8 protein-coding genes are annotated in these 14,505 nt (G+C 59.9%); 2 read left to right on the top strand and 6 right to left on the bottom strand.

The genetic code is table 11. The annotated features are described in order from the left end of the window. The 4 genes from ABHR75_RS07055 to ABHR75_RS07040 all read right to left on the bottom strand — a co-directional run. The coding region (locus ABHR75_RS07055) for a DUF4118 domain-containing protein (protein WP_346963967.1) at nt 1–1,094 on the bottom strand (1,094 nt) is incomplete at its 3' end. 111 nt (nt 1,095–1,205) lie between these two features. Further along, nucleotides 1,206–1,430 carry a hypothetical protein gene (locus tag ABHR75_RS07050; protein WP_346963966.1) on the bottom strand — a complete coding sequence of 75 codons (225 nt, stop codon included), beginning with the start codon at nt 1,428–1,430 and terminating at the stop codon, nt 1,206–1,208. Between the two features lie 30 nt (nt 1,431–1,460). Continuing rightward, the gene (locus tag ABHR75_RS07045; protein WP_195404557.1) at nt 1,461–3,488 is read right to left on the bottom strand and encodes a KUP/HAK/KT family potassium transporter; all 2,028 of its coding nucleotides are present in this window, start codon (nt 3,486–3,488) and stop codon (nt 1,461–1,463) included. A gap of 158 nt (nt 3,489–3,646) precedes the next feature. Next, nucleotides 3,647–4,516, bottom strand: a complete 870-nt coding sequence (locus ABHR75_RS07040) for a nitroreductase family protein (protein WP_346963965.1) — start codon at nt 4,514–4,516, stop codon at nt 3,647–3,649. A 213-nt stretch (nt 4,517–4,729) separates the two neighbouring features. On the opposite strand from ABHR75_RS07040, the gene ABHR75_RS07035 reads away from it, so the two are divergent. After that, on the top strand, nt 4,730–7,030 hold the full coding sequence (locus ABHR75_RS07035) for an LTA synthase family protein (RefSeq protein ID WP_346963964.1): 2,301 nt from the start codon (nt 4,730–4,732) through the stop codon (nt 7,028–7,030). Nucleotides 7,031–7,463: 433 nt separating this feature from the next. Here the strand turns inward: ABHR75_RS07035 and ABHR75_RS07030 are convergent, their stop codons facing one another. Together ABHR75_RS07030 and bilS are read right to left on the bottom strand one after the other, a co-directional pair. After that, nucleotides 7,464–11,552: a fibronectin type III domain-containing protein gene (locus ABHR75_RS07030; protein WP_346963963.1), complete on the bottom strand. Its 4,089-nt coding sequence runs from the start codon at nt 11,550–11,552 to the stop codon at nt 7,464–7,466. Nucleotides 11,553–12,278: 726 nt separating this feature from the next. Continuing rightward, complete coding sequence (gene bilS / locus ABHR75_RS07025) at nt 12,279–12,830, bottom strand: flavodoxin family protein BilS (protein ID WP_346963962.1); 552 nt, start codon at nt 12,828–12,830, stop codon at nt 12,279–12,281. A gap of 359 nt (nt 12,831–13,189) precedes the next feature. On the opposite strand from bilS, the gene ABHR75_RS07020 reads away from it, so the two are divergent. After that, complete coding sequence (locus tag ABHR75_RS07020; protein ID WP_346963961.1) at nt 13,190–14,443, top strand: ATP-binding protein; 1,254 nt, start codon at nt 13,190–13,192, stop codon at nt 14,441–14,443. Nucleotides 14,444–14,505 lie beyond the last annotated feature (62 nt).

The following is a 14,505-nucleotide window of genomic DNA, read 5'->3' as shown; positions in this document are numbered from 1 at the left end:
GCGTTGAGCCATTGCGCATCCGAGCGAATGGACAGGAGCAGGCCGCGGCGCGTTTGGGCGTCGAGCACGGCGGTGCCGGTCGAGCCCTGGTCGAGCAGCACGTCGGCATTACCCGAAATACTGGTAAGCGGCGTGCGCAGATCGTGCGAGATGGAGCGCAGCAGGTTGGCGCGCAGTTGTTCGTTTTTGGCGAGCACCGCCGCTTCCTCGCGGGCCTCCATGGCGCGGGCGCGATCGAGCGCCAGCTCGCCTTCGCTCACGATGGCATCGGCAAGCGTCCGCTCCTCGTGCGTCAGCACGTCGGGCTCGGCAACGATAGCCAGCACGCCCACCACCGAGGCGGGGTCGCCCGAGCGCGCGAAGCCGTCGCCTGTGCGAACCGTCAGGTAGATGCCATAAAACGCCGAGCCGCCAAACGTGGCGTCGAGCGGCGTTCCCACATAGGCGGACGCCGAGAGCCGCGGCGGCATCTGCGGCGCCAGTTCATGCACCGGCGCGGCATCGCCCACGGCCGTGTAAGTCGCGCGCGGCAGCAGGTCATCGCCCTCGGCGTCGGCGCTGTACCACACGACCGGACAGCCCGAAAGACGCGCCAGCTGCGTTGCCATGGCATGGACAATCTGCTGCTGATCGGCGCACCGCTGCAGCATACGGTTGGTCTCGAGCACCATATGCGTACGGCGGTCGCTGGCAGCGGCCTGCGCCAAGGCGCGGCGCAGGGCCAACGCAATCGAGCTCGACACAAGCGAGACCACGAACATGATGAAGAACATGCCGGGATAGCCGCGGTCGATAAGCGACAGCGAGTAGCGCGGGTCGACAAACAAGAAGTTGTAGAGCGCCACGGCGGCAGCCGAGCTCAGCAAGCAATACAGGCGACTCCAGGTAAAGAAGGCGCACAGCTGAACGGCGAACACATAGACGATCATGATGCTCGGCGCGAGACCCGGATGGTCGAGCAGCGCGCCCACAATCGTCGCCGCGACCAGCAGCCCCACCGACACGCAGGCGTCATACAGAGGAGTGCGGCGCGTCAGCGTTGTGCGCCGCCACCAAAAGCTATCGGCAATATCGCCATCCGCACGGACGTCCATCAGCGCCCCGCCCCTCTCTCAAAAACAAAAACCACCACAAAGGGACAGGCACCTTTGTGGTGGTTTCCCTTGTGGTGGTTCCAAGTGTATAGCCTTTGCAACCGGCGGTCGCTAGACAAACAGCACGTGCGCGAGCAGGGCACACACGCACACCGCTCCAAATACCAGCGCCACGATCGAGATCACGCGGTCGGCCATATCCATGTTGGCACGGTTCGTCAAAAACCGATCTTCGGCGGCGTCGGCGCGTGCCTCACGTACCAGCTCGGCAACCACCTCGCGGCCATCAAACATCTTTGCATCCATGTTTGCCTCCCCGGTCTCAATCTTGTCCATCGAAAACCAACTCCATGCAACTGTCGGCGCCTACGGGCGCTCGTTGGGAGCCAGGCGCTGCATCTTGTTCACGGCCTTGAACTTGGTGAACAGCGGCACGTACTCAAAGCTCACGTTGGAGTTCTCCAGGCCGTACCAGCGTGCAGGCGTGCCGGCGGCGCGACGAATGATGTACTTGAGCGTGATGGCCGTACGCTCGCTCGGCTCCACATCGCTTTCGGGCGCCAGAAGCTTACGGATCAGGACGAACTTGAACGTACCGATGTTACCCGGATCCTTGTAGACCGAGTAGTCATGCGTCTGCGGCGGCAGCTCGCCGGTGGCAGCCAGGTCCTGAACGACCTGGCGCAGGTAGGCATTGACGCGCTGGTTGATCTTGTAGCCCAGGTACAGATGCACGCGGAACACGTAGTCGGTGCCGAACGTCTCGACCGAATAGGCAAAGGTATGCGGCTCATCCATGGTCTCGACATTCACGAACCACCAGGCGCGGGCGCGCTTGGGATGCTTGTCCAAGATCGAGTAGACGATATCACGGTCGATGTAGTCGGTATGGGTGTCCTTGGTCAGGTACACGATGTTGTCGCTCAGACGCTCGTAGCGATCGTCATCGCGCAGGCGCTTGAGCTGCGGCAGGTAGCTGCGCAGCGGCAGCAGCGTAAACTGGCGCTGCTCGACCGCCGTGCCGTTGTACCAGCACACCATAATGCCCATGATGAGTGCAGCCATGAGGATGGTGAAGTAACCGCCGTGGAAGAACTTGGTGAGCGAGCTCACGAAGAAGAAGCCTTCGAGCAAAAGGAAGAAGGCCGCGAAGATCCACGGCGCGACCTTAAGCTTGCGCTCCTCGTGCAGGTAGAAGAAGAGCAGCAGCGTCGTGCACATCATAGTCAGCGTAATGGCAAGGCCGTAGGCGGCTTCCATATGCGCCGAGTTCTGGAACAGCAGCACCACGATGACGCAGCCGACAAGCATGACGTTGTTGACCATGGGGATGTAGAGCTGGCCCTTGGTCTCGGCAGGGTAGAAGACCTGCATGTGCGGCATGAGGTCCAGACGGCTGGCCTCGGACACCAGCGAAAACGCGCCGGTGATGAGCGCCTGCGAGGCAATGATGGCCGCGACGGTGGAAAGGCCGACGGCAAAGGGACGCAGACCCGGGGCGAGCATCTGGTAGAACGGGTTGAGGTCGGCAATGCCCATGAGCTCGGGGTTGGCAGCGTTGTTCATAAGCCACGCGCCCTGGCCCATATAGGAAAGCAGCAGGCAGCACTTAACGAACGGCCAGGTGGCGTAGATGTTGCCGCGGCCGACGTGGCCCATGTCGGAGTAGAGCGCCTCGGCACCGGTGGTGGCGAGGAAGCAACTGCCCAGAATCATGATGCCCGCGTGGTTGTTGGGGCTCAGCAAAAAGGCGATGCCGCGCACCGGGTTGAGGCACAGCAGCACGGCGGGGTGCTGGAAAACAAAGAAAAGACCCGTGCCGCCCAGGAACAGGAACCACAGCGTCATGATGGGGCCAAAGGCGTGACCGATCTTGGCCGTACCGATGCGCTGTACCAAGAAGAGCACGATGATGATGGCGAGCGTAATGGCGACGACGCGGCCCTGGTCATCGCCCAGCACGGCATGGACCGCCGGGATGGTGCGCAGGCCCTCGATGGCCGTGGTAACGGTAACGGCCGGCGTCAGGATACCGTCGGCGAGCAGCGCGGCGCCACCCAGCATGGCGGGGATGATAAGCCACTTGCCGCAGCGCTTGACCAGGCTGTACAGGGCAAAGATGCCGCCCTCACCATGGTTATCGGCGCGCAGCGAGATGAGCACATACTTGATGGTGGTCAGCAACGTGACCGTCCACACGACAAGGGAGAGCGCGCCGAGCACGAACTCCTCCGTGACGCTTCCGATGCCGCCGTTGCCGGCAACGAGCGCCTTGGTTACATACATGGGGCTGGTGCCGATATCGCCGTACACCACGCCCAGCGTGACGAGCATCGCCGAGATGCTCACAGGAATCGCAGCGTGCGAGGCTGCCTCCTTGGCCTTTTGTTCCATAAGCCGGTTTCCTCCCAACTTTAATGTTCGAAGGGATTATAGGTAATCGGCCCATGTTTTAATGCACTGTTTTCCCAGCTAGATAAAGATTTATACAGTCTTTAGGCTACCGCGGCGATATGAAATGTGACAAAGGGACTATCCCCTTGTCACATTCGTCATTTTCCGAGCCAGTTTTTGAACCACCACTCCATGGAGCGGCTCATCTCGGCCATAAAGGGGCTCGTGTGCTTGCGGGTGTAGATATCCACCACGCGCTCGCCCACCTCGCGGGCGTGCGGGCGAAACATCGCATCCATCTCGGCCACCTGCGCATCCATAGTCGCGTCGTCCGCACGGCAGTAGCGCTCCTCGTGCACCAGGTTCACCACGGGATGTGCAATGGCCGGGCGCTCCTTACGGGGCGTGCCGATGATGAGCATCGATAGCGGCATGGTATAGGGCGGCAGATCGAGCAGCTCGGCAACTTCCTCGGCATTCTCGACGATGTCGCCGATATAGCAGCTCCCCAGCCCCAGGGCCTCGGCAGCAACCACGGCGTTTTGCGCGGCGATCACGGCATCCTGAGCCGCGATGGCAAAGTCGCCCAGACCCGGCGCGCGGCGGGGCGCCCTGCCCGTACGCTCTACAAACTCGGGCTCAAAGCAGCCCACGTGCTCAAACAGATCGATCCACTTGGCATAGTCGACTACAAATATAAGTGCCCAGGACGCCTTGGCGATCATGGGTTGGTGATCGCACAGGTCGGCCAGACGATCCAGCGTAGCCTGCTCGCGAATGCTCACGATGGAATACATCATCATGGCGCCCGCCGACGGCGCGCGACTCGCCGCATGCAAAATTGCCGCCCGCTGCTCGTCGGTCACCGCCACGGGACGGTCGTCGTCATCACGCGCGAAGGCACGCGTGGAGGAACGGTGCTCCAACGTGTCCAACACCGCATTGCCCGTGGTCTCGACCGGATAGCCGCCCGCGTCCATGCCAGCATCCACGTCACCCGCACTCGTCATACAAGCCCGTTCGCTCATCGCCTCATCCTCGCCATTTCTTTAAGAAGCCTTTACGTTTCCGTGTAATTCCCGTCCATTATCGCGCAGGTCGCCACTACATTGCGCCACACCGCCACACGTGCGCGTTAATATGGCTGGTTGTTGTGCGCAGACACCAATTGCAGCGCATATCTTGGTAACAATCGGGTAAACCCCCGCTTTCGTACGTTTTAGTTTGTGAGGAGTCTCAGCATGTTCGCTGCCGCCATCTCGCTCGTCGGTCTTGCGGCGACCGTCTACCTTGTCTTGCGCGAGGCCAAGGCCATTCGCGCTCAGTCGGGCACCGTTGCCAAAAGCGCTCTTGGGTGGAGCGTCGCCTTCGGCCTGTTCCAGGTCTTTTTGACCATTTGGGGCGCTATTGGTCTCGTCGCGCAAAACGAGCCGCTCGCCTTTGTGATGCTCATCCTGACCAATGCCATCCTCACCGGCTGCGCTTGGGCCAGCATCGCCCGCGACCGCATCGCCCCGCGCGTCTTTGCGTTCGCCAAGCCCGACGCCCCCGCCCCCACCGGCAAGCTAGCCCGCCTGCGCGGCGCCTTTGTGGGCAAACCGCTCGTCGCCGCCGTCCTGTGCCTGCTGCTCGCCGGCGTTTTTGCGCTGCTGGGCATGGAGGTCTCGTCCAACCACGACTTTACCTGGGTCTACCCCCTGTGCATCCTGCTCGAGTGGGCCATCATCACCGTGCTCATGACCGGCCTGTTCTTCCTGTTCCAGCGCCACGGCGCAGCTCCCGCCGTCCTGGCCTTTGCCCTTTTTGTCCTGGGCATTGCCGAGTTCTTCGTCATCACGTTTAAATCCATGCCCATCCAGCCGGGCGACCTTTCGGCCATCTCCACCGCCGCTGCGGTCGCCGGCACCGGCTACACCTTCTCGATCTCGCTGTTCTGCGTGCTGTCCATGGGCTTTACCGCCATCGCCATGCTGCTATGCGAGTACGCCGGCCTGGTGGCACCGCACCGTCAGAAGGGCGCCGCCAACGCCAAGCGCATGCTGCTCACCAACCTGCTCGTCGCCGTGCTGTGCCTGGGCGGCGTGACCGCGCACGTCACGCTTATCGACTACTACAACACCCTCGGCATCACCGTCTACACCTGGCGCCCGCTCGAGAGCTACTGGCGCGAGGGCTACCTGCCCGCTTTCATTAGCGCGGCGCAGTCCATCAAGCCGCCCAAACCCGCCGACTACTCCGTCGACGATGCCAAGGCTACGCTCAAGAAGTACGCCAAGGCCTACGACAAGTCCGATGCCGCCAAGAGCGACGAGCGCGCCGCCGCAAAGGAGCAGTTCGACAGCGAGAAGCCCACGGTCATCGCCATCATGAACGAGACCTTCTCGGACCTATCCATCTACCAGAACATGCGCGCCGGCTACGAGGGCCCGCAGTACTTTAAGAGCCTGTCCAACTGTCTCAGCCGCGGCAAGCTCTACGTGAGCGCCTACGGCGGCGGTACCGCCAATACCGAGTTTGAGTTTATGACCGGCAACTCCATGGCCAACCTGGGCTCGGGCGTGTACCCCTACACCATCTACAACATGGAAACGACCGGGAATCTGGCAGAGCAGTTCAAGTCGCTCGGATATTCCACCACGGCCATGCACCCCAACCACGCGACCAACTGGAACCGCGAGAACGTCTACAAGGACTTTGGCTTTGACCAGTTCCTGTCCATCAACGACTTCCAGGGAGCCGACACCCTGCGCGGCATGGTGACCGACCAGGCTACCTACGACAAGATTCTCGAGTTGCTCGACCAGAACGCCGATCCGCAGTTTATCTTCGACGTGACCATGCAGAACCACTCGGGCTACGACACGGGCCTGCTGCCGGTCGACAAGCAGATGCATCTCAACATCGACACGACCGACCTGGACACCAAGACCGTCGAGGACGGTACGCTGTCCGATGTCGACGAGTACGTCTCGTGCATCGAGCAGTCCGATCAGGCGCTGCGCTACTTCCTTAACGCCTTGAGTAAGCTCGACCGCAAGGTGGTCGTGGTGTTCTGGGGCGATCACCAGCCGTTCTTCCCGTCCAAGTTCAACGACAAGTGGTTTACCGGCGAGGACGATGCCACGCATCAGGAGCGCCTGTGGCAGACCGACTACATCATCTGGGCTAACTACGACGTTGCCGGCTGCGACCAGACGAGCAAGGTCGACGACCTGTCCACCAACTACCTGTCCACCCAGCTGATGCAGCTGATCGGCGCACCGCTGACCGACTACCAGAAAGCGCACATGACGCTGCGTAAGTCGCTGCCCGCCATCAACTCGGTGGGCTACGAGGACGCCAGCCTGCGCTGGGCGCTCTCCTCCAACGTCACCGGTGACGACGCCGCAGCGGCAGCCGCCACCAAGGCGCGCGAGGATTACGCCAAGATGCAGTACTACGAGATGTTCCGCGACGGCAAGAACGTGTATACCGAGCACTTCCAGACCGAGGCCAACGAGACCGACCCCAACCTGGCGCCGGGCACGACCAAGATCAAGTAGCTGCTAGCTGCTGAGCCACAACTGAAACGTCTGTCCAGGCGGAGGCATATAAGGTTCCCTGCTCGGACAGTCCTGCGCAAGACGAAGGCCACGTTATGTGGCCTTCTTTGTTTGCGGAAAGTGTGTCCCGGAATTCTTGTCTGGAATGGGATGCAGTTTCCGCTTGGGACCCGATTGGGAAAGTGTGTCCCACTATTCAGCTGGATTCCGGGATGTATTTTCCGGTTGAGGCTCGTTGGGAAAGTGCGTCCCGGTCTGGGCGCTCAAACTGGGATGGATTTTCCGGATGAGGGCTTGACGGAAAATGTGTCCCGTTCCGGGCGCTAATTGTGGGATGCAGTTTCCGCTTGCGGAGTCTCCACTCAACAGAAAACCCGGGTGGCCTGTTTTTGGCTACCCGGGTTTTTGGGTTGTCGATATGTTCGACTGGCTACTAGTGGGTCTTGCGGCGCTTGATCAGCATGATGAGGGCTATCACTACGAGCGTTGCTCCCGCTGCTGCTGCGGTGGCAACTAGGGCGAATGTTTGGTCGCCGGTGTTTGCGAGGTTCTTCGCTGTGGTCGTAGTCTTGACCTTGGTGTCGGTCTTAGCTCCGTTGTCGGACTTGGGCTTGTCCGGGTTCGTCGGGGTCTCAGGAGTCTCGGGGTCCTTTGAGCCTTCGGAATCGGTTGGGCCGGCGGTGTTTATCAGCGTATGGTCCAGGAACTTCTTGGCGCCCGCACTTGCCTGTGAGAACAGGCGGCGCGTGCGGATCGGGGTGGCGTTCACCGTTGTGAGCGCCGTCTCCTCGGCCTCGATATTCACGAGCGTCGTGCCGGTGTCGAGGCCCACGTCGTTGTATCCCACGTGGCAGTAATACTGCGCACCGTCATCGTCTGCGGTCAGGTCAATCTCGAGCTTTGAGGCCGTTCCAGCCGCGAGGTTGCCATCGGCACCCACGAGCTTAAACTCTGTCTCGCCGCGGCCCTTGCGGTACCACATATAGGTCGGTGCCAGCCCTGTTTCGCTATCGTCGGCACCGAGTTGCTTCACATGGCCAATCGCCGAGAGCGTCAGGTGGCTTCCCGCCGCGCGCTCAACCGAAGAGTCGTATCCAAGATCCGACCCCTCCGCAGCATCCGCCGCAGGTCCGCTCACGGTCATCGTCATGCCATCGGGCATGGTCTTGACCGTGATGATTGCCGAGCGAATACCTGTTTCAGTCGTGGATCCATTCTTAACGGCGGCGATGGCGAATCGATACTCCGTATTGGGCTGCAGCCCATCCCACTTGAGCGAGGTCTGCGTGTTGTCGGCAATCTTCCAGCTATTGACGACCGCATCCGCCGCATTGCTCTGCAGCATGCCCACGCCGTAGCTAAAGCCACTCTTGTTTGTGAGCACATCGTCCCAGTTAAACGTAACGCTGGTCGAATCGACGGCGTTTGCCGTAAAGCCCGTCACGGCCGGCGCGTCGGGCATCTCGACGTCCTTAACGTCATAGCCCACGATCCAGAACTGGTCGGTGTCCTTGGTGCCGAGCTTGTCGCCCGAGTCTGCCTCGAACTTGTCGACATCCACCGCGTTGACGCCCAGACGCCACACAAAACCGTACTTGCCCTGCGCGGCCTCGGGCAGGTTGTCGACGGTGCCGCCGTATTCGGTCGATTCACTCGAGGAGTTACCCGTAGTAAAGCCGGCGTTGGCACCAAAGCACAGGCCGCCAAACAACTCGTGCTTTGCGAGCTTCGCGCCCATGACAACGCTGCCGTTCAGCGTCAAGCCGAGCTCGAGCTCCTGCTCCTTGCCCTCCTCGACTTCGATGGTCTGCTCAATGCTCGCCCCCGACTGCGCGGCGGCGCCGTTAAACCCATCGTGCGTGTAGGCGCGCGTTACGCCAGGCTTGCCCAGGCCAAAGGAATCCCCAACGGGAGTCTCGCCGTTGAGCGTCGTTTGATAGGTTCCGGGTTCTCCCGACCGGTTGGTCAAAAAGTAGCTGAGCGGCGTCATATTGTGCTGTTTGGCAATGTGGTCATAGGCCTCGACATTAACGACCGAGGTCTGCGCGCCGAGCGACACGGGCGCCGCCATCACGCCCTTGCCACCAGTTTCCTCATTTTCGATCTCATACTCGTAATAGACCATCGGAATCGTGTAGAGCACGGCCTTGTCACCCTCGCCGGCATGCGACTCATAGCTTACGCTTGCGCTGACCGTGCGCTCGCTCCGGTAGTCATAGCATCCCTCGGCGGCAAAATCGACTGAAGCATTCATCGCGACCAGGGGCGGACCGGTCTGCACCTCGACGGCAACGCCCAACTCGGCGCCAATGGTATAGCCCTGGGATGTCCCCGTGCCCTTTTCCTCTCCGTATGACGTGCCGCCCAACACCAGATAGCCGTATGCCTGCTCCAGATCCTCAACATAGGGCGCATCCTGCAGCACGGCAAGCACGCGCGGGTTGGTATAGACCTTGTAGCGGTCCTTGTACGTGATCTTGACGCTGTCGTTGTCGACATCGGGCAGCGCGAGCGAGATAAATGTGCCGTAGGTAGTGCCGCGACGGTTGCTCTCGCTAATCACCTGCTCCTCGCCGCGGCGCACCTTTCCGTTCTCGTCGAGCGAAAAATGCGAGGCGGTCATCCAATAGTAGTCATCGTTCTTGCGCAGGTCCTCGTCGCGGTGCTTGCCCACCACGGCGATAAAGCTCTCGTTATAGCGGTCCGAACCCGAGACGCTGCCCGCCTTGACGTCGCTGATCCACACCTGCTCTATACCCTTGTGGTCATGCTTGTTGCTGCTGTTGTATTGCTGACCGCTCATGCTCATGGTTCCGACCATGGACCCCAAGCCCTGAGCCCCGCTCTGTGCCGTGTTGCAGGCAAAGTCGCGGAACACATCGCCGCCCACGAGCACCTCGTCGACCGCCAGCTGCTCGGACAGGCCGTCAAGGTTGGCAGTGGCAAGGGCAATAGGCGCCAAGGTGCACGGATAGCGCTTATCCTGAGCGCTATCCTTCCATGCGCTGTTGGGCACATGCATCAGCCCATAGGAGGCGAGGAGCCCGTCTCTGTATTCCTTGCAATCGGAAAGCTTGAACTCGCCAGACTCCGAGTCAAAATACGCGTAGCGGTACAGCGCGCCGTACAGCCCCTTGCTGCCGTCAGAAGCGCCGTAATCAAAAGCGCTGCGTTGCCAGTCATAGCCCGCAAGAATAAGGCCCGTGACGGTTTCACCCGTCTTCTTTCCTTCTTCATCGTAGGCGGCAAACGTGCCGAACGTCGCGTTCGCAGCGACCATGGTCTTGCCGTTCGCGGAGAGGGAGATTGCGCCCGCGTCGCCCAGAGCATCGACATGGACGAGCGCACCCTTGGATGCATCCCACGAAAACAGCTCGCAATGCGTCGACTTATCAATATTCTTCTTGCCGTAGGGTGCCGAGACCACGATGGCGAGGTCATCGCAAAAATCGCGATCGAGGTCGCCGGCCGCTAGCGAAACGACAGGAGCTGACTGAAGCTGCGTCCAGGAGTCGTTCCCGCCCTTGTTGTGCGTGGTGTAGTCCGCGGCGTTACCGGCATCGATCTTGACGACGCTTTGCTTCCAGTTGCCGCCCTCCAAGTCATACATGTCGACTACAGCCTTGCGCACGCCGTTCTCGTCGACATAGCAGCCCGCGTAGACAAAAAGCTCGTCGACGCCGTCGCCATCGACATCGCCCGCCTCGACATCAAAGACGGCGTCGTGCTCTTGCAGGTAACCGGCATCCAGGTACTTAAAACGGCCTTCGTACATCATACTAGTGTTGACCGTCACCGGCAGGTGTGTGTCGAGAGTGCGCGTACGCCCGTTGCTAAACGAGTAGAGGACCAGCTCAACCTTTCCGGCGTATGACTTGCCGTCAATCGTCGTGGAGGAACTGTCGCCGTAGGCACGGAGCTCGGCAACGCGGCTCTTTTTGCCCGTGCTGGCGTCGCTGCAGAACTCAACACTCGTGGCGTGAATGCCCGAGAAACCGTTGTTGTCGTTGGCGAGTACTGTTGAGGACTCATTGTTGCTTAGGTACGACCAGGTGCCGCCACCGTAGTCGCTATGCTTGTAGAGATCGCTGTTCGTATCGAAGTTGTTGACGTTTTGCCAGAACTTTGCGGCGCCCCACACACTTCCATAGCCATCGGTGAGTTTGCTGCTGCCGCCAATGTCACCGCGCTCGACGTTCTCGAGCTTGTCGCGCAGAGTGTAGCGATTGCCATGGCTACCGTTAGCTGCCATATAGACCTCGCTGCGCGTGGCAAACGTCGTGGGGGTATCAGTGGAATAGGGGCCAACGGTATCGGCCGGAATGTCCTCGCTCGTGCCCAGACCCAGGGCTTGATAATCCTGCTCGGTCATATCGGTGATTGCGGGCGCGTCTGCCGCCTGGGCAACCTGGGGCGTGGCCGTGAAGCAGGCGACGCTCGTGGCGATCAACGCAGCAAGCGCCGCCGTCCCAACAAGCGGGATTTTCGACAGCCTACGGATACGGGGGTGTGGAACGTACATGAGGGACCTCGCTTTATTCGAGTGGAGTGGACTCATTTTTGCAAATGATACATCCGATGCCCGATATCACGTGTCTCATTTTCGCCAACGGCGTGTCTCATTTTTGAGAATCCGAGATGCCGCGGAAATCTTATCCCAGCTCAAAGGCCATTTCTGGGATGTATTTTCCGTCGAGTGCCTCATCGGGAAACTGCATCCCATTTCAAGCGTCGATTCTGGGACGCACTTTCCCCTTAGACCCTCAACCGGAAACCGCATCCCACTTTGAGCGCAAATTCCGGGATGCATTTTCCGCTTGAGCCTCATTGGGAAACGGCGTCCCACTTTGAGGGCCAATTTCCCGTTGGAGCGCCTTTGGGAAAGTGTGTCCCACTTCGACCGCCCAGAGTGGGATGCACTTTCCGCAAAGCACCTCAACGGGAAACTACGTCCCATTCCAAAGGCAAATTCCGGGACGCATTTTTCGAAAGCCTGCCCATCCGGAAAGCCCGTCCCACTTTGGACGCATCCGGGCACGGAACCATCGACCTATCAGGCCTCCCATCAATAAAGAGGCGTCCTCCCGGACGGCGGGGCACGAAGTTCATCGCGAGTTCCGCACGCAAAGAAGGCCACTTAATGTGGCCTTCGTCTTGCGCAGGACTGTAGAGCAGGGAACTTCGTGCCCCGACGCCCGGGAGGACGTTTCATTTAGAAAGATGGACCGACCGCCGTCAGCGATGGGAGCTACTCCCCCAGCACGGCCTTTTTGGCGGCTGCAGCCATGTTGTCCAGATCTTCCTTGGTGGGGTGATCCTTTGCGGCGACCCAGTTGTCGAGCAGCATCTTAAATCGGGCGTTGTCGGGATCTTGCTCGAGCATGGCCTCATAGCGCTGCTTGACCGCGGGGCCCATCTTGCCCTGGCACATCGCCCAGCCCGCAAGCTCGGCATCTCCAGCCAAATTGGAAGTTACGCGGTCGATAATCTGCTGATAGTAGCTCTGGTCGGCCCCAAAGCCGCAGGTGCCAAACAGGAACACGCGCTTGCCGTGCAAGACGGAGAGCAATGCCGCGACCGAAGGCGTGCACGCGCCCTTGTCGCACCAAAAACCGACGAGCACCGTGTCGGCCGCGCAGGCGCCCTGCGCCTCAAGCGCAACCTGGTCTGCATCCGCATCGTCGCTCAACGCCGCGGCATGGACAAACTCAACACCCGCAGCCTGCAGAGCGCGCTTGATCGCGCCCGAAACCATCCTGGTATTACCGCTCTTGCTGTTAACCACCAAAGAGCACGTCATAGTCACGTTGCCTCGTTTCCCCCAAAACTAAAGCCACTAATGCAATTTATTAGATGAATATCTTAGTACTAACGTGACAGATGTAAACCACCGTCTGTCGATTGGCGACGCAGACGACATCTTTGGACAGATTTCGAACAGTATGTACTTCGGATTGAAACCGCCGCAGAGCGTTTCACAAATGTCCGAAAAACTGTTTCACAAAGCGCCGCCAAATTGTTTCATATGATACCGTCAATTTGTTTCACGAAATACCGTCAAATTGTGTCACGGTTTTTCGTCAAAATGTTTTACGCGCTGGTAAGATGCTATAAAACAAAATGTTTCTTTGAATGGCGGGGAGTACGATGACTAGGTATATGAGTAGATGTATCGATCGCTCAATCGAACGCGATCTTGGCATTTTTGGTGCCGTGCTCATTCAGGGACCGAAGTGGTGCGGAAAGACGACTACGGCCCAGCGATTCGCTGAATCATCGCTGTCTCTCTCCGACCCTGCCGGAGACTTTGCCGCACTGCAGCTTGCCAGGATCGACCCAGCTCAAGCAATAGTCGGCGCAACGCCGAGACTCATCGATGAGTGGCAGGAAGAGCCAAAACTGTGGGACGCAATACGTTTCGAATGCGATCGTCGAACCGGTGAGCCAGGGCAGTTTTTGCTTACGGGGTCAGCAACGCCAAACGATGCCGACCAACCGATGCACAGCGGCATCGGGCGCATATCACGCTTGCGCATGGAAACAATGACTCTGGCCGAACTCGAGGTTTCCTCAGGGGCGGTCTCGCTCGAATCGCTGCTTAACGGATGCCCCATCAAGGCGGCACTTGGATCCATCAACGGCATCGCCGATATCGCCGAATTGCTATGTCGCGGTGGTTGGCCTCAGGCGGTTGGCAAGACGACTGCCGATGCAATGCGTATATCCGCTGCCTACATCGACGGTGTCTGCGAATCGGATGTTTCGAGGGTCGACGGCGTGAAGCGTGACCCGGAGAAAGTCAGGGCTCTTCTGTCTTCGCTTGCGCGCAACGAATCCACTCTTGCCGGCGAAAAGTCTCTTGAGAAAGACCTCGGCGGTGATGTATCGAGAAGTACGCTGCGGCGCTATACGGATGCCTTGCGCAGAATACACATCATCGATGATATCCCGGCTTGGCATCCGGCGCTCAGGTCGCCGGTAAAGCTGCGGCAAAGCGCAAAAAGGCACCTTGCCGACCCTTCGCTTGCCGTTGCGCTGCTCGGAGCAAATCCGGAGTCATTGGCATCTGACCCGAAGACGCTGGGACTGCTCTTCGAATCCCTCGTCCTGCACGACCTTAAGGTCTATGCAGCCGCAAATGACTCATCGGTGTCCCACTACCACGACGCCGACGATCTCGAGGTCGACGCCGTTATACACAGGCGCGATGGAACTTGGATTGCCGTGGAAGTAAAACTCGGAAGTCCGCAGATCCCCGAGGCATCTGCAAACCTGCTTCGGCTTGAGCGCAAACTTGTCGAGCGTGGCGAGAGACCGCCCGCGGCCAAGCTCATCGTCATCGGGTTCGGCATGCCGGTCCATACGACGCCCGAGGGCATCATCGTTGCACCCGTTGACACGCTCGCGCCCTAGCGCTGCGTCACACGTCCCGCGTCTTGCTTACTGGGCAAACTGGCTGCGGTAGAGCTCGGCAT

The organism is Collinsella aerofaciens, assembly GCF_039752955.1.
GTDB classification, from domain to species: Bacteria; Actinomycetota; Coriobacteriia; order Coriobacteriales; family Coriobacteriaceae; genus Collinsella; species Collinsella aerofaciens_BI.
The sequence above is the reverse complement of the archived record's forward strand: the minus strand, read 5'-3'. Positions and strand labels throughout refer to the sequence as shown.

What these genes read in the sequence shown, in the direction of transcription:
- ABHR75_RS07020 (WP_346963961.1), top strand. Translation starts at nt 13,190, where the DNA reads ATGAGTAGATGTATCGATCGCTCAATCGAACGCGATCTTGGCATTTTT.
- ABHR75_RS07050 (WP_346963966.1), bottom strand. Translation starts at nt 1,430, where the DNA reads ATGGACAAGATTGAGACCGGGGAGGCAAACATGGATGCAAAGATGTTT.
- ABHR75_RS07040 (WP_346963965.1), bottom strand. Translation starts at nt 4,516, where the DNA reads ATGAGCGAACGGGCTTGTATGACGAGTGCGGGTGACGTGGATGCTGGC.
- bilS (WP_346963962.1), bottom strand. Translation starts at nt 12,830, where the DNA reads ATGACGTGCTCTTTGGTGGTTAACAGCAAGAGCGGTAATACCAGGATG.
- ABHR75_RS07045 (WP_195404557.1), bottom strand. Translation starts at nt 3,488, where the DNA reads ATGGAACAAAAGGCCAAGGAGGCAGCCTCGCACGCTGCGATTCCTGTG.
- ABHR75_RS07030 (WP_346963963.1), bottom strand. Translation starts at nt 11,552, where the DNA reads ATGTACGTTCCACACCCCCGTATCCGTAGGCTGTCGAAAATCCCGCTT.
- ABHR75_RS07035 (WP_346963964.1), top strand. Translation starts at nt 4,730, where the DNA reads ATGTTCGCTGCCGCCATCTCGCTCGTCGGTCTTGCGGCGACCGTCTAC.